Annotated in this window: 29 protein-coding genes and 1 pseudogene; 14 read left to right on the top strand and 16 right to left on the bottom strand. The window is 31.5% G+C overall.

The annotated features are described in order from the left end of the window. Positions 1-3: 3 nt before the first annotated feature. On the bottom strand, positions 4-660 hold the full coding sequence (locus Q4Q35_RS05635) for a DUF4253 domain-containing protein (RefSeq protein ID WP_303276970.1): 657 nt from the start codon (positions 658-660) through the stop codon (positions 4-6). 13 nt (positions 661-673) lie between these two features. Continuing rightward, on the bottom strand, positions 674-985 hold the full coding sequence (locus tag Q4Q35_RS05630) for a helix-turn-helix domain-containing protein (RefSeq protein WP_303276969.1): 312 nt from the start codon (positions 983-985) through the stop codon (positions 674-676). A gap of 107 nt (positions 986-1,092) precedes the next feature. Here Q4Q35_RS05630 and Q4Q35_RS05625 point away from each other — a divergent pair, with 107 nt between their 5' ends. Further along, positions 1,093-1,371, top strand: a complete 279-nt coding sequence (locus Q4Q35_RS05625) for a hypothetical protein (RefSeq protein ID WP_303276968.1) — start codon at positions 1,093-1,095, stop codon at positions 1,369-1,371. Positions 1,372-1,398: 27 nt separating this feature from the next. Here the strand turns inward: Q4Q35_RS05625 and Q4Q35_RS05620 are convergent, their stop codons facing one another. Genes Q4Q35_RS05620 through Q4Q35_RS05595 form a run of 6 tightly spaced genes read right to left on the bottom strand, consistent with a single transcriptional unit; the run spans position 1,399 to position 7,246 of the window. Beyond that, the gene (locus Q4Q35_RS05620) at positions 1,399-1,764 is read right to left on the bottom strand and encodes a hypothetical protein (RefSeq protein ID WP_303276967.1); all 366 of its coding nucleotides are present in this window, start codon (positions 1,762-1,764) and stop codon (positions 1,399-1,401) included. A gap of 5 nt (positions 1,765-1,769) precedes the next feature. After that, positions 1,770-2,126 (bottom strand): DUF6686 family protein, encoded by a 357-nt coding sequence (locus tag Q4Q35_RS05615; RefSeq protein WP_303276966.1) that lies wholly within the window; start codon positions 2,124-2,126, stop codon positions 1,770-1,772. A 27-nt stretch (positions 2,127-2,153) separates the two neighbouring features. Beyond that, positions 2,154-4,337 carry a PepSY domain-containing protein gene (locus Q4Q35_RS05610; protein ID WP_303276965.1) on the bottom strand — a complete coding sequence of 728 codons (2,184 nt, stop codon included), beginning with the start codon at positions 4,335-4,337 and terminating at the stop codon, positions 2,154-2,156. A 12-nt stretch (positions 4,338-4,349) separates the two neighbouring features. Further along, entirely contained in the window at positions 4,350-4,844 is a 495-nt protein-coding gene (locus Q4Q35_RS05605; protein ID WP_303276964.1) for a DUF2271 domain-containing protein, read from the bottom strand. Positions 4,845-4,848: 4 nt separating this feature from the next. Then, positions 4,849-6,336, bottom strand: a complete 1,488-nt coding sequence (locus tag Q4Q35_RS05600) for an ankyrin repeat domain-containing protein (protein WP_303276963.1) — start codon at positions 6,334-6,336, stop codon at positions 4,849-4,851. A 4-nt stretch (positions 6,337-6,340) separates the two neighbouring features. Further along, on the bottom strand, positions 6,341-7,246 hold the full coding sequence (locus tag Q4Q35_RS05595) for a DUF6607 family protein (RefSeq protein WP_303276962.1): 906 nt from the start codon (positions 7,244-7,246) through the stop codon (positions 6,341-6,343). A gap of 338 nt (positions 7,247-7,584) precedes the next feature. On the opposite strand from Q4Q35_RS05595, the gene Q4Q35_RS05590 reads away from it, so the two are divergent. Next, complete coding sequence (locus Q4Q35_RS05590) at positions 7,585-8,094, top strand: DinB family protein (protein WP_303276961.1); 510 nt, start codon at positions 7,585-7,587, stop codon at positions 8,092-8,094. 40 nt (positions 8,095-8,134) lie between these two features. Beyond that, on the top strand, positions 8,135-8,485 hold the full coding sequence (locus Q4Q35_RS05585; RefSeq protein WP_303276960.1) for a hypothetical protein: 351 nt from the start codon (positions 8,135-8,137) through the stop codon (positions 8,483-8,485). A gap of 1 nt (position 8,486) precedes the next feature. Here the strand turns inward: Q4Q35_RS05585 and Q4Q35_RS05580 are convergent, their stop codons facing one another. Further along, the gene (locus Q4Q35_RS05580; protein ID WP_303276959.1) at positions 8,487-8,957 is read right to left on the bottom strand and encodes a CBS domain-containing protein; all 471 of its coding nucleotides are present in this window, start codon (positions 8,955-8,957) and stop codon (positions 8,487-8,489) included. A 213-nt stretch (positions 8,958-9,170) separates the two neighbouring features. On the opposite strand from Q4Q35_RS05580, the gene Q4Q35_RS05575 reads away from it, so the two are divergent. Beyond that, positions 9,171-9,884 (top strand): tetratricopeptide repeat protein, encoded by a 714-nt coding sequence (locus tag Q4Q35_RS05575; protein WP_303276958.1) that lies wholly within the window; start codon positions 9,171-9,173, stop codon positions 9,882-9,884. 60 nt (positions 9,885-9,944) lie between these two features. Here the strand turns inward: Q4Q35_RS05575 and Q4Q35_RS05570 are convergent, their stop codons facing one another. Beyond that, positions 9,945-10,466, bottom strand: coding sequence for a hypothetical protein (locus Q4Q35_RS05570; protein WP_303276957.1), 522 nt, complete (start codon positions 10,464-10,466; stop codon positions 9,945-9,947). Positions 10,467-10,660: 194 nt separating this feature from the next. On the opposite strand from Q4Q35_RS05570, the gene Q4Q35_RS05565 reads away from it, so the two are divergent. From Q4Q35_RS05565 to Q4Q35_RS05555, 3 genes are all read left to right on the top strand, one after another. Further along, positions 10,661-11,251, top strand: coding sequence for a HupE/UreJ family protein (locus Q4Q35_RS05565; protein WP_303276956.1), 591 nt, complete (start codon positions 10,661-10,663; stop codon positions 11,249-11,251). A 197-nt stretch (positions 11,252-11,448) separates the two neighbouring features. Then, positions 11,449-11,880, top strand: a complete 432-nt coding sequence (locus tag Q4Q35_RS05560; protein WP_303276955.1) for a deoxycytidylate deaminase — start codon at positions 11,449-11,451, stop codon at positions 11,878-11,880. Next, complete coding sequence (locus Q4Q35_RS05555) at positions 11,880-13,475, top strand: S41 family peptidase (protein ID WP_303276954.1); 1,596 nt, start codon at positions 11,880-11,882, stop codon at positions 13,473-13,475. The genes Q4Q35_RS05560 and Q4Q35_RS05555 overlap by 1 nt, the downstream gene beginning before the upstream one ends. Before the next feature lie 22 nt (positions 13,476-13,497). On the opposite strand, the pseudogene Q4Q35_RS05550 reads toward Q4Q35_RS05555, so the two are convergent. Together Q4Q35_RS05550 and Q4Q35_RS05545 are read right to left on the bottom strand one after the other, a co-directional pair. Beyond that, positions 13,498-13,723: pseudogene (locus Q4Q35_RS05550) on the bottom strand (hypothetical protein). A gap of 212 nt (positions 13,724-13,935) precedes the next feature. Continuing rightward, positions 13,936-14,190, bottom strand: a complete 255-nt coding sequence (locus Q4Q35_RS05545) for a helix-turn-helix domain-containing protein (RefSeq protein WP_303276953.1) — start codon at positions 14,188-14,190, stop codon at positions 13,936-13,938. Between the two features lie 392 nt (positions 14,191-14,582). Here Q4Q35_RS05545 and Q4Q35_RS05540 point away from each other — a divergent pair, with 392 nt between their 5' ends. Both Q4Q35_RS05540 and Q4Q35_RS05535 read left to right on the top strand, forming a co-directional pair. Further along, positions 14,583-14,918, top strand: coding sequence for a hypothetical protein (locus Q4Q35_RS05540; RefSeq protein ID WP_303276952.1), 336 nt, complete (start codon positions 14,583-14,585; stop codon positions 14,916-14,918). A 45-nt stretch (positions 14,919-14,963) separates the two neighbouring features. Continuing rightward, positions 14,964-15,380: a sigma-70 family RNA polymerase sigma factor gene (locus Q4Q35_RS05535; RefSeq protein ID WP_303276951.1), complete on the top strand. Its 417-nt coding sequence runs from the start codon at positions 14,964-14,966 to the stop codon at positions 15,378-15,380. Positions 15,381-15,413: 33 nt separating this feature from the next. Here the strand turns inward: Q4Q35_RS05535 and Q4Q35_RS05530 are convergent, their stop codons facing one another. Genes Q4Q35_RS05530 through Q4Q35_RS05520 form a run of 3 tightly spaced genes read right to left on the bottom strand, consistent with a single transcriptional unit; the run spans position 15,414 to position 16,825 of the window. Next, positions 15,414-16,022 carry an FAD-dependent oxidoreductase gene (locus Q4Q35_RS05530; protein WP_303276950.1) on the bottom strand — a complete coding sequence of 203 codons (609 nt, stop codon included), beginning with the start codon at positions 16,020-16,022 and terminating at the stop codon, positions 15,414-15,416. Next, positions 16,022-16,225, bottom strand: coding sequence for a hypothetical protein (locus Q4Q35_RS05525; RefSeq protein ID WP_303276949.1), 204 nt, complete (start codon positions 16,223-16,225; stop codon positions 16,022-16,024). The genes Q4Q35_RS05530 and Q4Q35_RS05525 overlap by 1 nt, the downstream gene beginning before the upstream one ends. Before the next feature lie 12 nt (positions 16,226-16,237). Further along, positions 16,238-16,825: a MarC family protein gene (locus Q4Q35_RS05520; protein ID WP_303276948.1), complete on the bottom strand. Its 588-nt coding sequence runs from the start codon at positions 16,823-16,825 to the stop codon at positions 16,238-16,240. Positions 16,826-16,915: 90 nt separating this feature from the next. Here Q4Q35_RS05520 and Q4Q35_RS05515 point away from each other — a divergent pair, with 90 nt between their 5' ends. The 5 genes from Q4Q35_RS05515 (at position 16,916) to Q4Q35_RS05495 (ending at position 22,531) form a co-directional block, all read left to right on the top strand. Further along, positions 16,916-17,488: a DUF3109 family protein gene (locus tag Q4Q35_RS05515; RefSeq protein ID WP_303276947.1), complete on the top strand. Its 573-nt coding sequence runs from the start codon at positions 16,916-16,918 to the stop codon at positions 17,486-17,488. Between the two features lie 292 nt (positions 17,489-17,780). Then, positions 17,781-18,761, top strand: a complete 981-nt coding sequence (locus Q4Q35_RS05510; protein WP_303276946.1) for a ribonucleotide-diphosphate reductase subunit beta — start codon at positions 17,781-17,783, stop codon at positions 18,759-18,761. Between the two features lie 205 nt (positions 18,762-18,966). Next, positions 18,967-21,453 (top strand): ribonucleoside-diphosphate reductase subunit alpha, encoded by a 2,487-nt coding sequence (locus Q4Q35_RS05505; protein WP_303276945.1) that lies wholly within the window; start codon positions 18,967-18,969, stop codon positions 21,451-21,453. A 112-nt stretch (positions 21,454-21,565) separates the two neighbouring features. After that, positions 21,566-22,060, top strand: a complete 495-nt coding sequence (locus Q4Q35_RS05500) for an RDD family protein (RefSeq protein ID WP_303276944.1) — start codon at positions 21,566-21,568, stop codon at positions 22,058-22,060. Between the two features lie 30 nt (positions 22,061-22,090). Further along, positions 22,091-22,531, top strand: coding sequence for a DinB family protein (locus tag Q4Q35_RS05495; protein WP_303276943.1), 441 nt, complete (start codon positions 22,091-22,093; stop codon positions 22,529-22,531). A gap of 38 nt (positions 22,532-22,569) precedes the next feature. Here Q4Q35_RS05495 and Q4Q35_RS05490 read toward each other — a convergent pair whose 3' ends face one another. Then, positions 22,570-24,696: a Tex family protein gene (locus tag Q4Q35_RS05490; protein ID WP_303276942.1), complete on the bottom strand. Its 2,127-nt coding sequence runs from the start codon at positions 24,694-24,696 to the stop codon at positions 22,570-22,572. Between the last annotated feature and the right edge of the window lie 148 nt (positions 24,697-24,844).

Genomic DNA, 24,844 nt, shown 5'->3' with positions numbered 1-24,844 from the left:
ATTTCAATCCCACCAAAGCCAAAAATATTTATTCTGCTTATAGTCCAAAATCATTTTATCTATTGAACTATACCCTTGGTCAATTACATCTGGACAAAATTTGTAAACTTCTTTAGCAAATTGTTTAATATCCTTTGGTAATTTACCCATATAAGCGTGAATTCTGGCTACATCAACAACATCTATGGTAAAATCTACTTCCTTATGCCATTCTTTCATTTGAGTTACTATATCATTATTGTAAACATCATAGTTCACACCATTAGTACCAATTAGTTTTATAAGTTCAAATTGGTTAGAACAGTTAACAATAACAATGTCATAGTAGGTCTTATATGAATCATCAAAGTCCATATTAGTTAGAAATAAATAGTTGCCTGATTCAATTACTTCTTTATGATATTTCTTAAAAATGGAATATGCTTGGGATTCTTTAACAAATTTAAATACTACACCTTTATTTAATGTATAATTATCTTCATTTCCTTCACTATCGTAGTTCCAGACTTCTCTATTTAGTGGCTCACTTCTTTTACCAATATCCTTTTGAATAGAAGAAAGTAATTTATCAGATATTTGCAAACCATTTTTATCTATTTGTTGAGAACAAGCTATTTGCTGGAATATAATTAGAAGCAATAAGATTAGTTTAGATTTCATTGGATGTTATAAGTTATTCTCCAATCATTTGAAAAAGTTCTGATATTTTAATTTCACGAGCCTCGCATATTCTTTCTAATGTAGTTAATGAAATTCCACTTCCTTCTGGTTTTAAAATTCTTCTAACTACTTTTTCATCTATGCCATGGTCATCAGCAAATTGTCGGTTAGATTTGGATTTACTAATCCATTCTTTAGCAATATAATTACAGATTTTTTTCTTTAAACTAACCATAATAAACAAAGTAATGGCTTGTCTTAAAAAATAATGCGGAAATTTTTCCGCAAAACATTGATTTTTCCTATATTTGAATCCACAAATCAAATTTTTACCATGAAAGAATATCTTATAGACCTTTATAAAAAAGGTGGTGGGCTTCTAACAAGGAAGGCTAAGGCAGGTTTAATTAAATCCTTAAAAAACTTTAACATATGAAATCAGAAGAATTTAAAACAAGGTATGGTAATACCCTGCAATCAGACCCCGAAACTAAAAAAAGTTATATAAAGCTACCCATTATCGATTTAAACGAACTTGCCTATATGCAGGAATCGTTACTTGATGGTATATTGTTGTTGACCCAACTGGAAAAAAGACACTATAAAAATGAGCAGATGCAAAGTACGATGTATTGGCTCTGTAAGTTGCTTTTAATTAGTTATCCCAATACAGAACTTGACGGACTATCAGAATGGTTAAAAAACGAATAGCCTTCTTGAAAATAATAAATATGAAAACTAATAATTATAACGAACCTTTTGCTTAGCTAAAAGTGTATCTAACCCTAACTGAAATATAGTTCTTTTAACTAAATCGTGTATTCCATGTAATTCATGATAACACATTGCAAAACTTATTTGAGGATTAGGAGCTTCCAACAAAAATAACTCATACGTTTTGTTTTCGGGACAATCATTATATAAATGCATTCTATTTAAGGCTTGTTTAATATTTTTAAAAAACAGCAAAAGTTCCTCTTGATTAAGGAATAGCCCTGTATTTTTAAACACCAATTGAACTTTATTAAAATCTTTTGCGGCACACCTTTTCCATTGAAAAGCGATTCCAAAATCATTGTGATAAATGGTGTTTATATCCTCCATAGTGATCAGTTTAAAATTAAAGTATAATCAATATCTTTTATGTTTAGCAATGTTGTATAAATGTCATCAGATATATTTAACACCAATGTTTTTAATTCATTTATTTCTTCTTGTTTAAACATTAAAACAAGATTATGTTGCATTGAAGGAATTGGGATTTTCCTTTTTAATTTGGTTGAAGCATATCTTTGTTCCCAATAACCCATTTCAAGATCAAGGATATATGTTTTAAATTGTTCAAACTCTTTTTGTTCAAATTCCAGGTAAATATTATTGAATTCAAGACGGTATATGTTACATTGTAAGCATATAGACAGTTCGCCGCTTTTCACCTTCGATATAGTTTTAATAGTATTACACATAGAATAAAATTTTAAGGAGAATAATGTTTAGTAGCAATCTGTTTTTATTTGGTTCATATTTAAAGGGATATTTAATTTTGAGGACGAAATGTTTTCTAGTGTTTCCAAAACACCATTTCGCATGGTAATAGAACCACAAATCATAATTACACCTTTGTTTTTTAGAACACGAGAAATAAGCTCTTCGTTTTCTGCTAAAGCATTTTGAACATATTTTTTTTGGTTTTCCTCATTCGAAAAACTCAAATAAATACCCGATAATTTTTTGTTGTAAAATGCTTTATCAATGTGCTTAGAATACATTTGATAAGATTCTTTAGTCCGTCCACCCCAAAATAGGTAGGTTTTTATGTGATTATGGTTTTCATTATTAATCATTCCCAGAAAAGGAGCAATTCCTGTTCCGTTAGATATCATAACCACTTCTTTTGCCGAAGTAGGAAAATGAAAGGCCTTATTTTGTTTTATATCTGCAAATAACATATCGTTTTCTTTTAGTTGATTAAGGTAGTTTGAGCATATTCCGAATTCATGTTTTTTTATACTTAGTAACACATTATTACCTATTTTTCCGATAGAATACAAACGTTCTGTGTGAGTATTTTTCGGATAAATACTAAGTAGGTCGCCTGAGGCAAAATGTGTTTTTTGAGTAGGTTCTAATTCAATTAAAAAAGAATGGTCTGAATTGATTTTAGACTTATTTATTACTTTAAATAGTTTAGAATGAGATATCTTTTCGGGCTTTTCAATTTCCAGATTTAAACCTTTGCTTTTACTCCAAAAATCAACCCAATTTTTAAAAGCTATAAAAGATTGATTATTTATTTTACGAAGTGATAAATTTGGAATAAACTTTTGATGGGATTGTAATAAAGCATCAACGATAATAGCGTATTTACAAAAGCTTTTATAATTTAAAGAGCCAAAACCAACAACCGAATATTGGAGCTTGTTTTTTTGAGGAATAGTACGAACTAATTTTTCAAAATACCGTGCATTAGCAGGGGCTTCACCATCACCATAAGTAGAAGTAAACACCACCAAATGTGCTGCTTTTTTATAACTGGAATAGGTGTTTAATTCTGAAACAAAAACCGACTTGCCTTGAGCAATTAAAGCATTATATAAGACTTTAGCAAACCCAAAAGTACTGCCTGTTTCCGAGCCAACCAGAATAATATATTCAGCAGCGTCTTTACTAAACTTATTTTTAATTTTAATGCGATTCTTTCTACGATCAAAGGTCATAGAAAATCCCGAAAACATAAAAAACAAGATCGAAAAACATGTTAGTAGTAAAACAATAGCCCATATTATTGTGCCTTGCCCAGTGTGCAATATCATACTATAACTAGAAGCCAAAGTAACAAAACCATCCTTCTTTTGACTTATAACCTCCCCGTTATATTGGTTTACATACAATTCTTTGTCTTTTAGTTTTAAAACAAAGTAATCCTCAACATCATTAGAAAAAGGAAATTCAACACACTCTATATCGTTTAAAGTGATGGATTTAAAAAGGTCAAAATCTGTCATATTCAATTTCGAAGCTTCAGTTGAAATCTCTTTGTTTGAAATATGGACGTTTTTATCTGAAGGCAATAATGAAAATTTTTCTAAGGATAAATAAACTCCAGAAATGGTGATGATGATAAGAGGAATTAAAGCATACCTACCAATGATGATATGATAATACTGATTGCTTCCTTCTTTAATAATCTTTGAAAAGAAATGCTTTTTGCCTCCCTGCCGTTTTATAATTAAAAGCACACCTGTAATTGCCATTAATAACAGTAAAAAAGAAATAAAACCAATGATGGCTCTTCCTGTGGATTTTAAAAATAACGATCTATGTAGGTTTGTAGCAAACTTAAAAATGGGAGCTTTTTCAATAAGGTTGCCTATTTTTTTAGCAGTGAAAGGGTTTATATAAAAGGTTTCGTTTTTCCCTTCATTAGTAAATACAGTTGCGATTACAAAATCGTTTTTATCCATTTCTATACTTATAATGTCATCATATTCACTCTTCAAATTTTCAATAGTTTTAGAAAGTGAGAACGTATCAGCATTTTTAACCGCATAAGGTTTTAGTTGATTTGAAACAGGTTCAAAAGCTAAAACAATACCAGTTAAAGTTGCTAATAGGATAAAGATGGAAGAAGATATAGCCAATGTTAAGTGGCTATATCTCCATATAGAAATAGTCATAATATCTCCATATTATTGGGGGATAATACGAACGTAACGTATAAAACCATTTCCATCTACTTTACTTTTTACAGATTCTGAAGTAAGTTCGAACTCGACATCATCTTTGTAATATTCTTGGTCTTCGACAGCCGATTCAAAACGGATTTTGTAACCAACGTCTATTTTATCATCATCTATTTGGATAACACTTATGGTGCGTCCACCACCACTTATGGTTGCCCCGGTAATCGCATCTATATCTGCACGGATTTTTCCATGAAATTTCCACCATTCAGTTATGTCCGAATACCATTCGTCATCGTCTCCCTGTATATATAAGGTTTTTTCGTATGTTCCGTCCGGGTTAAGAAGTGAAATGGCGATGTAAGCACCTTCCCCTGTATAATTGGTCATTTGAATCATACATTTATAAGACGTTGTATTTACTTTATTTTTAAACCCGAAGAAAACAAATAAGGTTATTACAAGTATTGGAAGTGTTTTAAAAACTAATGTATGTTTCATAATATTATTTTAGAAAATTGATATTGTTTTTATTTAATAATTCATTTTCTCTAGCTAGATCATAAACAGATTCCTCGAAGTCGGTTTTAATATTTTTATTCGCTCCAATAGACAGTAAGTATTTTAAACTATTGGTGTCCTTAGCTTTCATAGCACATAAATGCAAAGCTGTTAAACCATTTTTATTTTTATTATTTACTTGAATACCTAACGAGTTTGCTTGTTTTAATAACTCTAAATTATCGGAATCTACTGCTAAATGAAATAAAGTATTACCATCCTTTTGAATCGATTTAACATCAAGTCCATTATTAGATAGTATTTCTAGTTTTTGATTGAATGCTTCTTGCTTTTCTGTACTAAAAGATTGAACCAAATAGTAGAGAAGATTATTTCCTTTTTTATCGATGACATGGACATCTGCACCTTTTTTAATTAAAAATTTGAGAACAGAGGGGCTGTTGTTCACTGCTTTTGTTAAAGCCGACTGTCCATTATTATTAACATGATTAATGTGTTTTGTGTTAAGAGTAAGTTTTGTTATAACTTCTAATGAGTTTCTGCCAGATGCATTGATAAGTGCTGTATTCCCTTCGTTATCAACTTGATTTGCATTGACTCCTTTACTTAAAAAATAATCAAATGTTTTTAAGTCTTTATTTCCATAAGCCAAATTATGAAGTGGCGTAATACCTTCTTTATTTATAATATTTGCATCAATTCCTAAGGTTTCCAAATAATTAAAAAACGCTAGTGTATTATACCCTCTTCTTGAGCCTTGGGTAGCTAGCAACATGGCATTGCCCCCATTATCATTTGGTGTATGGGAAATACCTTTTTTAATTAGTTTTTCAAGCATTACTTTATTTCCGGCTTTAGCAACATAATTAAAAACACCATTGCCGTTATTGTCTTTACTATCTATATGTAATCCTTTTTTTGTAAAATAATTAACGAGTTTAAAATCTTTAAGATGAGGCATTAATAATAATAAAGCATTGGCTCCATGTTCGTCTAGATCACTTTTTATATCGATACCATTTTCAATACACAAATCATAAATATCAAGATTGGTGATACCTGCTACTGCTGCAAATGTTAGAACAGAAAAGTTATGAGAATCTTTTAGGCCCATTCTGGCACCTTGGGCTATTAAGTATCGCATTAGTTCCAGATTGTTCTTATAGGCTGCCCAAAAAACATAGGTACGTTTATCGTGTGTTAATTTATTGACATCGTTACCTTTTTTAGAAAGCAAATATTTAATAGTCGCATTGGGTGCTTTCTCAAGAATAGCATATACAACAGCATCAAACCCATATGAGTTTAATACTGTTTCATCATGGCCTTCAGCTATTTTTTGATCTATTATTTCTATAGATGGGCTTGTTTTCCAGAAAGTTCTGTCCAATAAGACATTAGTGTTTTGGCCGAATGAGTTTACCGCTATAATTAAAATGAAAAATGTAATTTTTTTTATATATCTATTCACAGTGTTATTTTTTAACAAAAGATTCTATGGTTTTATTGATATCATCTGTTTGAGTTAAGTCATCTGCAAATAGATGTTTATAAAGAGGTTTATTTTCAACCTTAGATTCAAGAGACAAGTTTTGATTTCTACCATAAACATTAGACCATTTGCTTCGAACTAAAGCCCATTTCTTTTGGTTTTCAACCCACCAATCATTAGCAGCTTGACATCTGCTATCATCAACTTTAACATAAGTGTTATAGCCTTTTTCTTTTGCTAAAAGCATATCCTCTTTTCCATTTTCACGAATCACTTTTGCATTATCTTGGTCATGTAACCAACCATATTCAGTAATTTCATGTCTGTTACCTCTAACCGTTATATTGTAATCGCTACGTTTGGTATATTCTCTTCTGGGAAGTGGTGCATCAGTTGTGTTTTCCCAATAACTTTTTCCATCTACATGTACCCAAGTAGCAGAACCTTCATAGCGGGGACTGTCATCCACTTGATATACTTTTTGGGTCCATTGCCCTTTAACTTCGGCTTTTGGTTTAGTCACAAAATTCCAGGTATTATCACCATTAAACATGTAGAAATCTGTATTTTGATACAGCCAATCTTGACGCCAATGTTTTACTATATGTGGTTTAGATGGGTCTCCCACTTGAAGTAAATGCTGAATGGAAATTTTATTTTTATCGTTCTCTACTAGCTCTGCCCATTCCAAACCCTTAGCAATTTTTGTTTCGGATGGCTTATAAAGAGAATCTTTACTGTAGTTAAAAGTCTCGGTAAAATTGAAGGTTACTTCATAACATCCACACATTTTCTTAATGGCTTCAGTATCTTGTTTTTTCTTGTTTTGGGCGTTTCCATGTATTGAAAATGTTAAAACAAACACTGTTAAAATATATAATAGTCTCATTTTTAATGTTTTCTTTATTTAAAGAACAAAATTTATTTAGACTTAATTAAAATAAAATTTATTCACAACAAATTTAATTAAGAATGATTCTAAATAAAAGGTTTTTCTGCTTTTTTTTACATTTTTTTTTCTTGCTTGATATTTTTATAAAAAATAAAACAAGATTTAGTAAAAGTTAATAGTTTGGATGAGGTTGTGGTTACCGGACAATATAATCCGCAATCCATAAAAAAATGAGTTCAATATCATTTTTTTAAATTTATAATTGTTAATTAACTAACATTTAGATGCAATATGCTATATTAGTTTTTAATATTGTAAGAATAATCATCTAGCCTATGATAATTAAAGACATTATAAACCAATTACAACAGAATAAACAAGTATTTGAAAATCTTTTGTCGTCTAAAAAAGAAGAAGAGTTTTTATGGCGACCTGAACCGGAAAAATGGAATTTGTTAGAAATAGTATGTCACTTATTTGATGAAGAACGGGAAGACTTTAAGGCTCGTGTAAAGCATGCACTTGAAAACCCTTTTAAAGATTTAACCCCGATTAATCCTCAAGGTTGGGTTAAGGAACGAGATTACATTTCAAAAAATTATAACGAAACCCTTCAAGCTTTTTTAGAAGAACGTAGTAAATCTGTGATATGGTTAAAAAGTCAGATACATGCTAATTGGAACAGTACGTTAAAGCATCCAGAATTAGGGGATTTGTCTGCAAAACTATTTTTAACCAATTGGTTGGCACATGACTATTTGCATATTAGACAAATTTTAAGGTATGGTTATAATTATTTAAAACAGACAACGAACCTTGATTTGGGATATGCAGGTAATTGGTAAAGACTAAATATTTGGCGATATAAATTGAAAACAAATAGCTATGCAAAAACAATGCTTAGAATGTGGCGATAACATAGTTGGTAGAATAGATAAAAAATTCTGTAGTGATGGATGCCGAAACGCTTACAACAATAAAATAAATAAAGACAGTAAAAACTTAATACGGAATACTAATAATAGATTGCGTAAAAACTATAGAATCTTAGAGACATTAAATCCAGAACAAAAAACAAAAACATCTCGCGCTAAATTAATAGAAGCTGGTTTTGATTTCAATTATTTTACAAGTATTTATACAACTAAAGCAGGAACTATTTATTACTTTGTATACAATCAAGGATATTTACCTTTAGAAGGCAATTATTATGCGTTGGTAAAGCGTGAAAGTTAATCTACTTCCAGTTTTGACCTTTTAGTTTTAATGCCGCTTTAAGAATGTCTTTTTGGCTTATTTGTCCTACTAGTTTCCCGTTTTCAACAATAGGAAAACGTCTTCGCTTAGATTCTAGAAACTTATTAGCGGCATCGAAGATATTCATATTGCCATCAATAGTTTCAACGTTTTTTACCATATGTTTTTCAACAGTATCATTATTCATGGGCATATTATAATATCTGCTTTCACTTATTTGCTTAATACAATCACCTTCAGATATAACACCTATTAATTCGTTCTTTTCATTTATTACAGGTGCACCAGAAATTCTATATTTTATTATAGCATCAATAACTTGTTCAATCCTTTGGTTAGATTTAAACGTAATCAAATTTGTGGTCATATAATCACTAACCTTAATTAAAGAGTTGGATGTCGTAGCCTTTTTTGTTTTTTTTCGTGAAGCCAGAAAACTTTTTATTCCCATAAATAATCAAATTAGTAATCTTAAATATAGGCATAATTTTTAAATTTTCCTAAAAAATGACTATTTCATTTTAGGGAAGTTTTAATAAATTATATGATGACATATAATTTCTGGAAAGAAGATTATTTAACTTAAACAAAATAATTAGCATACTTTTAAGAGTTTAAATGTTAATTTTTTATAGTTTTAGCACGTAAAATAAATATAAGAGGAATGAAAAGATTATTTGGATTGATTTTATTAGCGAGTAGCTTTATGTTAAACGCACAAAGTAACTCAGAATTAATAAAACATTATGAGGCTTATTATAAGCAAATGAAAGCCCAAGGAGATGTTCAAGGTATTATAAATGGGATGACACATTTAAATTTATTATCACCATCTAAGGCAAGAAAAGATACTTTAGCTTATTTGTATATGAGCGAAGGGAAATATATGCAAGCTCTTAATACAATAGGAATAGAAAAAAATGCTACAGATTCTGATATTGCAATAGAAGTAAAAGCATTGTCTTTAAAATCTGTTAAACAACCAGAATTGGCCATTAAGTTTTTTGATGAAATATTTACAAGAAAACCGAGCGCTTTAATTGCTTACGAATTAGCAGAGCTTAATTTGCAAACTCAAAAAATAGCAGAAGCAGAAAAACATATTACCTACGGTTTAGCAAATTCGAAAGATGATATGAAGAAAGCTTTTTACGAGACACAAACACCCTATGAAGTATCTTTAAAAGCAGCGTTTATGTACTTAAATGCGTTAGTCCTTTATAATAAGGACACAAAAGCAAATATTGATGCAGCAGTTGATATTTTAGACGAAACTTTAAAAACAGCTCCTAACTTTAATTTAGTTCAAATAACAAAAACTGAATTATTGCGACAAAAACAAATATTGCAAGCTCAAGCTGCACAGCCAAAAAAATAACAGAAAACATTCATTCGTAATTAAAAGGGGTTGGTGCATTAAGTACGAACCCTTTTTTACTTATTGAGGCTTTTCAATTTTTTGGGAATTAAACTCTATTTTCTTGTTTATTTGTAAATTCAAACTAGAAAAAGCTACTAAAAAGTCTTTAATAGTAGCAATGAGTTCTTCTTTACCTGTGGTAGATAAATTTGATAAACTTTCTAATTTATGAAGCTTTGTTTCTAAAACTGTAATTCTTGCAGAAATAGAAGGGGAGTTAATTTCCATAGGAATATTTTTTTTAAAATCTTTCAATAACGTTTTAATAGTTTCTTTACTATCATAAAAAAAACTAAGGTTCCCTTTTTTAATATTTGTTATAGCATCTTGTAATTCATAGTATTCTTGCCAATCTTTAATAAGATCTTCAGTCTCTATGCTTAATGCAAAATCGATATAATCAATTTTTGAAATGTCTTTTTCTGTTATTTCTTTGCTCTGATTATTTTCAGCATTATTTTCAGAGTTATTTTCTTGACCCCTTTTACAAGAAAAACATATAACAATAACACTTAAAATACTTAAAGTTTTAATACGCATTGGCCTTCATTTAATGGTGCTGTACAAAGATATAGTAATAGTTTATTTCTGCTTAATAATTACAAATCAAATTGCTAATTTATCATACAATATGCGGGTAGTTTTAACGAGATAAAAATCTAATAGCATTTTAAAAGAATCTAATTAATCGTATCTTTGAACAGTTCCCTAATCTAATCTTATTAATAATTATTATGTTTCAAAATTTTTGGTTTAATGTAGAGTATGGTATCAATCATGTCTTAGACATAAACGCATACGATCATGTTTTATTTCTTATTGTTTTAACCGTTCCGTATATGTTTAAGGACTGGAAACGTATTTTATTATTAGTTTCTATGTTTACATTGGGACATACATTATCACTTATTTTAGCCGCTTATAGTGTGATTCGTGTCAATGCACAAATTGTAGAATTTTTAATTCCTATTACTATATTAATTGTAGCGTTTTTTAATGTCTTTACATCTGGTAAAGGTGCTCAAAAAGAAAAAATAGGTGTACTGTTTTTATCAACATTGTTTTTTGGTTTGATACATGGTTTAGGTTTTGCGCGCGAATTTCAAATGCTATTGGGAGACTCCGATAATAAATTAGTCTTATTATTAGAGTTTGCATTAGGAATAGAAATTGCCCAAGTTATTATCGTGTTTTTAGTATTATTTTTAGGTTACATAGTACAGACTATTTTTAGATTTTCTAAGCGTGATTGGATCATGGTAGTATCTGCCATAGTTGTTGGTTTGGTTATTCCAATGATATTAAATAGCGATTTCTTGTCTTAAACTTTAAAATCCTATAGAACTTTCATAAAACTTTAACGAACTTGCGTTGTAATTAAAATACGAACCAAGTATCTTCGTTGTATTGTTTTACATACATAATTGAGGCATTCGTTGAAACCATCACGATTTTTGTTAAGAAGCAACTTTCAAAAACTCATTTATCGTTTAAAAGCACACCATAATTATAAAATAAATTAATGCCAGACAGTAAACAACTTAAGTACGATAAAGCTTATTTAAGAATAGCTCAAGAGTGGGGGAAATTATCTTATTGTAAACGCAGGCAGGTTGGTGCGCTTATTGTAAAAGATAGAATGATAATTTCTGATGGCTATAATGGAACCCCGTCAGGATTTGAAAACTTTTGTGAAGATGAAGAAGGCTACACAAAATGGTATGTATTACATGCAGAAGCGAATGCCATTTTAAAAGTGGCAGCATCTACTCAATCATGTAAAGGTGCTACTCTATATATTACCATGTCACCTTGCAAAGAATGTAGTAAATTAATACACCAATCAGGTATTGTAAAAGTAGTATATCATGAAGCATATAAAGACGATTCTGGATTAAAATTCTTAAAAAAAGCAGGAATAGAACTTAAATTAATAGAAGATTTAAAAGCATAATGTCATTTCAAAAAAAATATTTACCATTAATTTTGGGTGTTGCGATAGCAGCAGGCATTTTTATTGGCGGGAAACTAGATTTTAGAGATTCGTCCGATAGGTTGTTTTCTACTAATAGTAAAAAAGATAAACTTAACAGGCTTATTGATTACATTGATTACGATTATGTTGATGACATAAATACAGACAGTATTGTCGATGTTACGGTTAATGGCATTTTAGAGAATCTGGATCCACATTCAGTATACATTCCTAAAGAATCTATGGAACGGGTTGCCGAAGAGATGAAAGGCGATTTTGTTGGTATAGGAGTTAGTTTTTATCCTTATAAAGATACCATAGCTGTTATTAGAGCGATTGAAGGTGGTCCAAGTGATAAAGCAGGAATAAAAGGGGGTGACAGGATTATCATGGCAGATAACGACACACTTTTTGGTGATAGAGAGAAATTGAATAATGGCGAAATGGTTAAAAAACTAAAAGGACCCATTAACACAAAAGTTAATTTAAAAGTATATAGAAAAGGAGAACCAGAACTTTTAAATTTTACAGTAAAACGAGGCAAAATCCCTATTAAAAGTGTGGATGCAGCTTATATGCTAACAGAAAAACTAGGATATATAAAAATAAATCGTTTTGCAGAATCCACCTATAAAGAATTTAAAAAGGGCTTAGACAAACTTTTAGAATTAGGAGCTACCGAAATTGCATTGGATTTAAGAAATAACCCCGGTGGAATTTTAAGCATATCAGAGCAAATAGTGGATGAGTTTTTAGAAGATGACAAACTTATCCTATTCACTAAAAATAAGCGCGGAAATATTGAAGAAAGTTTTGCAACAAGCAAAGGAGATTTTGAAGAAGGACAATTATATGTGCTTATAGACGAGGGTTCAGCATCGGCAAGTGAGATTGTTGCCGGAGCTTTGCAAGATAACGATAAAGGTACCATAGTAGGACGTCGTTCTTATGGTAAAGGTTTGGTACAACGAGAAATGGATTTAGGTGATGGTAGTGCAATACGTTTAACCGTATCACGCTATTATACGCCAACAGGGCGTTCCATTCAACGCTCATACAAAAATGGTAATAAAGATTATTACGATGAGTATTTTGAGAGGTTAAATAGTGGTGAACTGTTAGATCCTGAAAAAATTAAGGTAGCCGATTCATTAAAATTCACAACACCAAAAGGAAAAGTTGTGTATGGAGGAGGAGGTATAATTCCGGATGTATTTGTGCCAATAGATAATAGTATGCTAAATGAAACACTTACCTATTTACGAAGAAGCGGATTTATTGGTTATTTTGTATTTGAAGAACTAGAAAAAGACAGGCATCTTAATGACGGTATTTCAAGACAGGATTTTATTGATTCGTTTGAAGTGAGTGACGACTTTGTTCTTGCTTTTCAAGATTACGTAAATGTGCGTGTCGGTTCTAAAATAACTTTTGTAGCATATCATGAAGAAGTAAAGCATTACATAAAAGCAACTTTAGCAGATCAACTTTATGGTGGTGGTGCTTTTGAAGAAGTTTTCAATCAACGAGATATTATGATTGATGAGGTTATTAAGTTGAGTGATGGGGAATAATCGTTTTTCCTAGTAATTTGGTTTATTCTAAAATTTCGTAGTCAATACTTAGTTTTCGCAAAGCTCTTAAAGCAGAACCAGAGTTTCTATCTTCCTATCTCAATATCTACAGCATCTCCTTCTAAGAGTATATCTGTAAGTTCATTCGATAAGGATTGATCAATGTTAGATGAAATCTCTGCAATACATTTGGCTATCGCTCTTCTATCTGGTCTCTGAGCATCACAAGACAATAAGTTTAATTTCATAATAATAATTTATTAATGCAATATCAATATATTAGAGTTGAGATAAGTCTGGATTATACTTACACCATTATTCATTTTAATGACGCCCAACAATTGTCTATATCCAGATTATAAGACTAAGATAGTAAATGTTTTATGTATATAAATGATCTATTAGTTACAAACTTCGTATAGCTGAATTTCCTTACTAAAAACAAGTATCCGAGATACAATCACATAAAAGCTTCATCCTTCCATTCATGCTCAAAATTAAATAATTCTTTTGGGTGTACTTTAAATGCTCCTGCTAACTCTACAATAGTATGAAACCCTATATTTGCTTTACCACGTTCAATTTTACTTATGTAGCTATTATCAATATCACATTCTTTTTCTAATGCTCTAAGACTTAATTTTCTCTTTAAACGTAATTCTTTTAACTTTTCCCCAAATAGAACTAATACTTCTTCTTTATACTTATTTTTCATATTCAAATTTTTGCATGCTTGAAAGTTGCCCTATTTTTGATAAAAAAATGCGGTAATATTTTACCGCATAAATATTTTTATATATATTAGCTTGTATTTAATAAATTTGCGATTCTTCGTATAGAAAATATTTGAAGCTATCGCTTTGAGTCTCGGAAAGAAAACTGGTAATTTTAAACCGCGAGATGATAAGTAGATTGGCTCACGACCTAGGCGTGGGCTCTCTTATCGTGGTTGGGTATACCAGTACCTCTTTCCGTTAAGTTGAGTTCCACGCCTTTTTGTTTCCAAACATTACAGGTTTAATGGCGTGTCTGCCCAAACAGGCAGGCATTAGGTTCAACTTCCAATTTTAAGCACCTCTAATGGTGTAAAATATAAACATTTAATCTATGGAAAAAACTGAAGACCTTACGTTTCCAGATAATTTAAATATACCAAATCACTATGCTATTATTGCTACTTTGTTTGTGTTGCTGGACAGATCTGGGTTATCTCATACTGTTACAACGCATTGTAAAATGGGTTTAAGGGCTATTGCAATTATTTATGATGATCCAGACTTTAACTCGCGAACCGAGCTTTTATCTGCTAAGGAATTTAACGCCTTTTTTTCGTTTTTCCCTGCTGCCTTTTTTAACTCCAGAGATTTAATTCCTGTTGATAAGTTATTTGATAGTGTGCTATTATCTCTTAAATCGAATAAGGTAATTCGTATTACCTGTTAGTCTAAAACACTTTTCCTTGAGATGCTTTTGGATCTCTTTTATATTATGAACAAAAATAAACTAACACTTAATCAGCTTAAGGTACTTTTTGAAGGCTTATATCCACAACTTTGTGTGTTTGCATACAAGTATCTTAATAATTTGGAAACCTCAAAAGACATGGTGCAGGCTGTTTTTGTTAAAGTCTGGGAAGATAAAACGGAGTTTCTAAATGAAAACCATGCCACTGGATATTTTTATAAGTCAGTAAAGAATACATGCCTCGATTATCTTAAAAGCAAACAGGGAGAGAGTACTATGCCTTATGAGCTTGTAGCACTAGAGAACTATGACACTGAAGCTTTTTTTATGTCTACGGCTGTGGGTATAGAAACGACCGCTGTTATAGAAAACGCCTTAAATAAACTACCAGAAGAAGCTGCTAAGTTGATTAGACAGAGTATAAAAGATTATAGAAATTAAGAGCGTGCTAATTGGTATAAAGAGATTGCCTAATTAAACCTCCACTTTATCGTGTACCTTAGTATGTTTCCCATCATTCCAAAGCGTTAAAATATCGGTAGCCACATGGGCGCCACTACCAGAAGCTATAGCAAATTGACTACGCCATCCGGCAAGGGTACCAGCAACATATAAATGGTCTTCAATTACATGATCCGTATTTTTTAACCAAATACGATTTTTTTCAATAGCAGCTCTTGGATGTGGTTCTATATAATGTTCCAGCCCTTTAATTGCCATTAAGTTTGTATAACCAACAGCAATGACAATAATTTTTGCTGTGTAACTGTTTTTATTCGTACTTATATTAAAAGAATCTTCAAATTTGGATAACTCTAAAACTTTTTCATTTTCAATCAAATCAACATGTGGGTATAAATCGATTAACTGCTTTTTTCCACTTTCTAAAATAGAAGCTCCCGTAGTTTCAGGAGTTAAACCCAATACATTGTTAAATAAAGCGGTTTGAAGATGCGATGTTTTTTGATGTGCAATAATGCCAATACGTTTGCCTTTAGTAAAAGGCTTGTTTTTAGCAGAGCCTAAAACCAAAGCACAAGATAACCCTGCGGCACCGCCACCAATAATGAGAGCGTCGTACATTAATTGCGTTCTTTTACTTTTTGCTCAATGCGTTTAGATATTCTTAAAATAAGCATCATAAGGATGGCACAAAGAGCAGCTACAATCGTAATTAAAGCAATCAAGCTATCGTCTTTAAAAGGAGCATTAAAATCAACTTGTGTAAAATTGAAAATCATTAAGCCAAAGGCAATGATACTTATAATAATAGTTAAATATTTCATTCTAAATAAAGTTTAAGTAATTTCAAATAGTGCTTTAATATTATGAGCAAACAGTTTAACGGCAATAGCTAATAAAATAACACCAAATACCTTGCGAATTATGTTTATACCGTTATGGCCAATAATGCGTTCTATCTTAGCCGATGTTTTAAGTACTATAAAAATAATAATAACATTCATAATTACAGCAACAACAATATTTTCTATTCTAAATTCTGCTCTTAGAGATAATAAGGTTGTTAAACTACCAGGACCAGCAATTAACGGGAAAGCTATAGGAAATACAGCTGTAGTCATAGCGTTGCTTTCTTCCTGTTTATATAGAGTGATGCCTAAAATCATTTCTAAAGCAATAAAAAACAAAATAAAAGCACCAGCTACTGCAAAAGAGTTTACATCAATACCAATAAGGTTTAAAATACTTTTCCCTAAAAACAAGAATAAAACGAGTATAACACCGGCAATTACAGAAGCCTTTTCGCTTTGTATATGACCCGCTTTTTTTCGTAAATCTATTATTATTGGAATACTTCCAATAATATCTATAACGGCAAATAACACCATAAAAGCCGTAAAGATTTCTTTAAAGTTTAATTGCATTTTTTTGGTTGTTAAATTTGTAGGCAAAGTTCGGTATTAAATACGAGACTATTACATTAAATAATTCTAAAGATTGTCTATTTTTGTACGATGTTTCAATTAGGAAAAACCATCATATCCGAAGATATTATAGAGAAAGACTTTGTTTGCAATCTTTCAGCTTGTAAAGGAGCATGTTGTATTGATGGAGATGCAGGTGCGCCGCTAGAGGCAGATGAAGCTAAAATACTTGAAGATATATACCCTAAAGTAAAGCCTTTTTTACGTAAAGAAGGTATTATGGCTATCGAATCTCAAGGAGTATTTGTAACCACCGAAGAAGGTGAGTTAGAAACACCTTTGATTAATGATGCAGACTGTGCCTATGTTATTTTTGACGAAAAAAAGGTAGCTCTTTGCGGTATAGAAGAAGCTTACAACCAAGGTGAGGTTTCCTGGAAAAAACCAGTGTCTTGCCATTTATATCCTATACGAGTTCAGAATTACACCGAATTTTCGGCAGTTAATTACCATAAATGGCAAATTTGCGATGATGCCTGTGTGCTAGGCAAAGAATTGCAAATACCCATTTATAAATTTGTAAAAGAAGCCTTAATTAGAAAATTTGGTGAAGATTGGTATATGGAATTAGAGAAGGTGGCAAATTCCAAAAAAAGAAGTTAAAATTTATGTCATTTTTTTAAAATACGACTTCCATTTCTTTGCATTTTTTGTAAACAAAGAACCCTTATTCTATAAGGCTTAAGCGAGTATCTTTATATTTAAATATCTGATAATCAGTATTTTAAATATTGTAAATTTTGTCTTAAAAAGACAAAATTTGATAAATTTTGTTAAAAACTTGTTGACAATGTTTATAACTAAGCCTTTCATTTTTAACTTCTATTTTCAATCTTTGTTACTCCCAAATCGAAAGAAATTTTCGTCCAATATTTTATAAAAATTTTAAAAAACAATGTCTCAGGCTATAGAACCGATTCTACAAGAAAACAAAGATCGTTTTGTTATTTTTCCAATTCAACACCATGATATTTGGGAATGGTATAAAAAATCAGAGGCTAGTTTTTGGACAGCAGAAGAAATTGATTTACATCAAGATCTTACAGATTGGGCTACAAAGCTTAATGATGATGAGCGTTATTTTATAAAACACATTTTGGCATTTTTTGCTGCAAGTGATGGTATTGTAAACGAAAATTTAGCAGAGAATTTTGTTAACGAAGTACAGTATAGTGAGGCGAAATTCTTTTATGGATTTCAAATTATGATGGAAAATATTCATAGTGAAACCTATTCACTTTTAATAGATACCTACGTAAAAGACGAAAATGAAAAAGATCTGCTATTTAATGCTATTGAAAATTTCCCTGCTATTAAAAAGAAAGCAGATTGGGCTTTAAAATGGATTGATTCGCCAAGTTTTGCCGAACGTTTAATAGCGTTTGCAGCAGTAGAAGGTATTTTCTTTTCCGGGGCATTTTGCTCTATTTTCTGGTTAAAGAAAAGAGGATTGATGCCAGGATTAACATTTTCTAACGAACTAATCTCTCGAGATGAAGGTGTACACTGCGATTTTGCAGTACACTTACATAATGAGCATTTAGTAAATAAAGTACCTAAATCTCGTATTAGAGAAATATTAATAGATGCTTTAGATATAGAACGCGAGTTTATAACAGAGTCTTTACCTGCCAGTTTAATAGGTATGAATGCAGTCTTAATGGCACAATATTTAGAATTTGTGACAGATAGATTGTTAAATGAATTAGGCTGCGAAAAAGAATACAATACAGCGAACCCATTTGATTTTATGGATATGATTTCACTACAAGGAAAAACCAATTTCTTTGAGAAACGTGTATCCGAGTATCAAAAAGCAGGTGTCCTTAATAAAGAAGAAGACGAAGATAAATTCAGTTTTGACGCCGATTTTTAATTGATCCCCTAATTTTCAAAGATTTCTTTTTTTGAAAATTCAATTAGAATGACATTCCATGATAAATGGAAAATTAAGTACCTTTTATTGAAAGTAATTAAAGCAACTGAGTTTTGTCTAAATTAACCATTAGAACTAAATTTTAGAGTAACAAACTAACCATTTTTCTGAAGGTGTATCAGAAAACCTAAAAAGTGTAATATATATGTATGTAGTAAAAAGAGACGGCAGAAAAGAGCAAATCATGTTCGACAAAATCACCGCTAGAGTGAGAAAATTATGTTATGGATTAAATGAATTAGTAGATCCGTTAAAAGTAACAATGCGTGTTATTGAAGGATTGTACGACGGTGTTACAACAAGCGAACTTGATAATCTTGCTGCAGAGATTGCTGCAACTATGACGACAGCGCACCCAGATTATGCGCGATTAGCAGCACGTATTTCGGTTTCTAACTTACATAAAAACACCAAAAAAACGTTTAGTGATGTTATGGAAGATTTACATAAATATGTAAATCCAAGAACAGGGAAAGATGCACCACTTTTAGCAGACGATGTCTATGACGTAATTATGGCTAATAAAGAACGTCTGGATTCCACTATTATCTATAATCGTGATTTTGGTTATGATTATTTTGGTTTTAAAACTTTAGAGCGGTCATACCTTTTAAAATTGAATGGTAAAATTGCCGAACGCCCTCAACACATGCTTATGCGTGTTTCAATAGGAATTCATTTAAACGATTTAGATGCTGCCATTGAGACCTATGAGTTAATGTCTAAAAAATATTTTACACACGCTACACCAACACTATTTAATGCCGGTACACCAAAACCGCAAATGTCATCTTGTTTTCTTTTAACTATGAAAGAAGATAGTATTGATGGTATTTATGATACTTTAAAACAAACAGCTAAGATTTCACAATCAGCAGGAGGAATAGGTTTGGCTATGCATAATGTTAGAGCAACCGGTAGTTACATTGCAGGAACTAATGGTACCAGTAATGGTATTGTGCCAATGCTTCGTGTATTTAATGATACAGCTCGTTATGTGGATCAAGGAGGAGGAAAACGTAAAGGAAGCTTTGCTATTTATTTAGAAACCTGGCATGCCGATATTTTTGACTTCTTAGATTTAAAGAAAAACCATGGTAAAGAAGAAATGCGTGCACGCGATTTATTTTATGCGATGTGGATTTCAGATTTATTTATGAAACGTGTTGAAGAAAATAGTGATTGGACCCTGATGTGTCCAAACGAATGCCCAGGATTACCAGAAACACACAGTGAAGAGTTTGAAGCGCTTTATTTAAAATATGAAGCAGAAGGTAAAGGGCGTAAAACAATTAAAGCACGTGAGCTTTGGGAGAAAATATTAGAATCTCAAATTGAAACAGGAACCCCATATATGTTGTATAAAGATGCGGCTAACCGTAAATCTAACCAACAAAATTTAGGAACCATTCGTTCATCTAATTTATGTACAGAGATTCTGGAGTACACATCTCCAGATGAAGTTGCTGTATGTAACCTAGCATCTATTGCGTTGCCAATGTTTGTTAAAAATGGTGAATTCGATCATAAAGAATTATTCAGAATTACAAAGCGAGTTACTAAAAACTTAAATAGAGTTATTGATAGAAATTACTATCCAGTAAAAGAAGCTGAAAATTCTAATATGCGTCATCGCCCTATCGGATTAGGTGTTCAAGGATTAGCAGATACCTTTATACAATTACGTATGCCTTTTACAAGTGATGCTGCTAAAAAATTAAATCAGGATATTTTTGAAACACTTTACTATGCAGCGGTTACTGCAAGTATGGAAGAAGCAAAAACAGATGGTCCTTACGAAACATATGAAGGCTCTCCAATTAGTAAGGGAGAGTTTCAACATAACCTATGGAATTTAAAAGATGACGAGTTAAGTGGTAACTGGGATTGGGAGAAGCTTCGTAAACAAGTACTTAAAAATGGTGTGCGTAACTCGTTGTTAGTGGCGCCAATGCCAACAGCATCAACATCTCAAATTCTTGGTAATAATGAGTGCTTTGAGCCTTATACCTCTAACATTTATACACGTCGTGTATTATCTGGTGAGTTTATTGTTGTAAATAAACATTTATTAGAAGATCTTGTTGATCTTGGACTTTGGAATGAAAATTTAAAACAGGATATAATGAGAGCCAACGGCTCCATACAAGCTATTGATATAATTCCTCAAGATATAAAAGACCTGTATAAAACAGTTTGGGAATTAAGTATGAAAGATATTATAGATATGTCTCGCCAGAGAGGTTACTTTATAGATCAATCACAATCGCTTAACCTGTTCTTAGAAGGTGCTACGATGGCTAAACTAACATCAATGCATTTTTATGCATGGAAAAGTGGCTTAAAAACAGGAATGTATTACTTACGTACTAAGAGTGCTGTAGATGCTATTAAGTTTACTTTAAAAACGACTAAGAAAGAAGAGCCAGCAGCAGAAGTTGTAGAAGTTAATGACTCTAATTTAAAGGAAGAACAACAGGTAAAAAAGAAAAAAGTAGCAGCTAAAAATGCTGCAAAATTTGCGCAGCAAAATGCGCCTGAAGTTGAGCCCATGACTGCAGAGGAAATGAAAGCGCTCATTGCCCAAGCGAAAGCAGGAGAAGGTGATGATTGTTTAATGTGTGGATCTTAACTAATTAACAATTTTATCTAAATAGATTATGGCGCATAAAGGCATCTTTTTAAAGATGTCTTTTTTGTTATAAAAAAACTTATATTTATTTTACCTAATTAAGTAGATTCACATGGAACATAGTTTTCAAATTACTGAAGATATTCTCGCTAGCAATAATATGCGTTTTGTAAATTATCTTATTGATTTAGTACCTCAATACGGAATAGTTTATGGAGTGATTTATCTGTTTTTTTATATTGGAGAGTTTACTGGAAATTACGTTCTGAATAATTTTCTTACTGAGTTATCAACCATACAAGATTATATATTTACATATACAATAATGTTAGGGTATTATTTTTTTATGGAAAGTTTTGCCAACAAAACTTTAGGGAAATATGTTACTAAAACAGTTGTTGTTTTACACAATGGAGATAAACCTTCATATCTGGATATTTTGAAAAGAAGTTTTTGTCGATTAATTCCTTTTGATGGATTATCTTTTTTGGGAGCAAAAGGCAAAGGATGGCACGATGCTCTTTCTAAAACGTATGTTGTTGATATTAATAAGTTTGAAGCAAAAAAGAAATTACAGGGAGAGTTGGATCAAATTGGGACACTGTAAGGAACAATACAATAAGCTAAAATTAAAAAAATGAACAAAACAGTATATAAATTAGAGGGTTTAATAAATAAGGGGTTAGAATATATCTCGCAATCTTCCGAAACAGAATGGGTTCAAAAACCATCACCTAATAAGTGGTCCAAAAAAGAGATTCTGGGACATCTTATAGATTCTGGAATAAATAATCTACAGCGATTTACCGAAATTCAGACGGCAAATAAACCTTATAAAATAAGACAGTATAAGCAAGATGACTTGGTAAAAGTGAATGACTACCAACATGCAGCGTTAAAAGAAATCGCTAATTTCTGGGAGGCAATCAATAATAGAATTTGCTGTGTAATAAAGCTACAAACAGAGGAAACCCTTAATTATAAAATTGAGATTAGTGATGGTGAGATATCCGATTTAAGGTTTCTAATGACAGATTATGTAGATCATTTAGAGCATCACCTAAATCAAATTATTTAAAACTTATACCAAGATTTATTTTAAATAAACACCCTCTTTTATTTATGTAATTTTAATTGAATCCGTTTTCTCGGAATATCAATCTCTAAAACTTTAACAATAATTTGTTGATGTAAATGAACATGTTCACTCACATCCGATACATAAGCATCTGCCAGATTAGACACATGGATTAAACCACTTTCTTTAATTCCGATATCTACAAAACAGCCAAAATTGGTAATATTATTTACAATACCGGGTAAGAGCTGACCTTCACGTAAATCATTGATTGTTTTAATATTTTGATTAAAGGTAAATACTTTAGCTTGCTCACGAATATCTAAACCCGGTTTCTCCAGTTCTTTAACAATATCTTGAAGCGTAGGCAATCCAACCGATTCGGTACAATAGGTTTTTAAATCTATTTTTTTAAGCAATTCGGAGTTTCCAATTAAATCTTGAATACCCTTCCCTAAATCTTTAGCCATTTTTGTGACTAGAGGGTAACTTTCGGGATGCACAGCAGAATCATCTAAAGGTATTTTAGATTCTTTTATTCTTAAAAATGCAGCGCCTTGCTCAAAAGCTTTTCCTCCTAAACGCGGTACTTTTTTAATATCATTTCTTGATGAAAACACGCCATGTTCATTACGGTAATTAAAAATATTTTCTGCCAGTTTAGGTCCAATCCCAGACACATAACTTAGTAGCGATTTACTGGCAGTATTAATATTAACACCTACCGAATTCACACAATTAGACACCACCCTGTCTAAAGACTTTTTTAATTTGGTTTGATCGACATCGTGCTGATATTGCCCTACGCCAATCGATTTGGCATCTATTTTAACTAATTCTGCTAAAGGATCTGCCAATCGTCGTCCTATGGAAACAGCACCCCTTACAGTGACATCGTAATTAGGAAACTCTTCTCTGGCAATTTTCGAAGCCGAGTAAATACTAGCTCCAGCTTCACTCACTACAAAAACCTGAATCTCGTTTTTAAAATGAATCTTTCTAATGAGGGCTTCTGTTTCTCGTGATGCTGTACCATTACCAATCGCAATAGCTTCAATTTTATAAGCATCGGCAAGTGAACTAATTTTTTTCATTGCACCAACCGTATCATTTTTTGGCGGGTGCGGATAGATAGTTTCGTTATATTTTAATTGTCCCTGGGCATCTAAGCACACAATTTTGCAACCTGATTTAAATCCAGGATCGATAGCCAAAATGCGTTTTTCACCTAGTGGAGACCCTAGTAACAATTGCTTTAAATTTTTTGTGAATACAGAAATGGCTGCATCATCAGCTTTCTCTTTAGCTATTTGTAATGCTTCGTTGCTTAAAGATGGTAATAATAAACGCTTATAAGCATCTTTAATCGCTATTTCGATTTGTTCTGCGCATGCATTTCTTGAGCGAATGATTCTGTCTTCTATTTTAGCTAGTGCTTTATCATCATCTATATTGATTTTAACTTTAATAAATCCTTCTTTTTCTGCTCTTAAAATAGCCAGTAATCGGTGAGACGGTATGCGACTTAAGGATTCTTCCCAATCAAAATAATCCCTGAATTTTTGAGCACTTTCATCATCTATTTTTGCCTTTACTGCTTTCGAGGAAATCATGGCAAAACGGTTTAATTGGTAGCGAATATTATTTCTAACATCAGTACGCTCGTTAATCCATTCGGCAATAATATGACGCGCCCCTTCTAAAGCTTCTTCAACAGAAGTAACATCGCCTTTAGTATATTTAAATGCTATCGATTCCAGATCATTCGCATTCTGGCTCATAACAATTTTTGCTAGAGGCTCAAGTCCCATTTGCCGTGCTTTTTCTGCTTTTGTTTTTCTACTTTTCTTAAACGGCAAATACAAATCTTCAAGTGTGGTTAAATCCTGAGTCGATGCTATTTTTTGTTGTAAATCGGGAGTTAAAACATCCAGTTCGTCCAAAGCTTTTAAAATAGCTTTTTTTCGCTTTTCAAGCGCTTCAAACTGTTCTTTATGTGTTACAATAGTTTCTATTTGAACCTCGTCTAAATTGCCTGTGCGCTCTTTTCTATATCTCGAAATAAAAGGAATGGTACAGTCTTCATTTAAAAGTTGAATGGTGTTTTTAACTGAAACCTCAGGGAATTGTGTGTGCGTGATTATATATTGTAAAAGCTCGGTCATTAATATTAAAAGTTAAATGCAAAGCGAATGTAATAAACTTCGAATAAAACCAAGAATATAATTCTTATTGGAAATAATAAATAAAAAAATAAAATGAAAAAGAGCTAAGTTTTGTCCTAGCAATTACTAAAGATTTCCCTTGTTTTTT

Origin of the sequence: Flavivirga aquimarina (genome assembly GCF_030540835.1) — a bacterium.
GTDB classification, from domain to species: Bacteria; Bacteroidota; Bacteroidia; order Flavobacteriales; family Flavobacteriaceae; genus Flavivirga; species Flavivirga aquimarina.
This window is presented reverse-complemented; position numbering and strand designations above follow the sequence as displayed.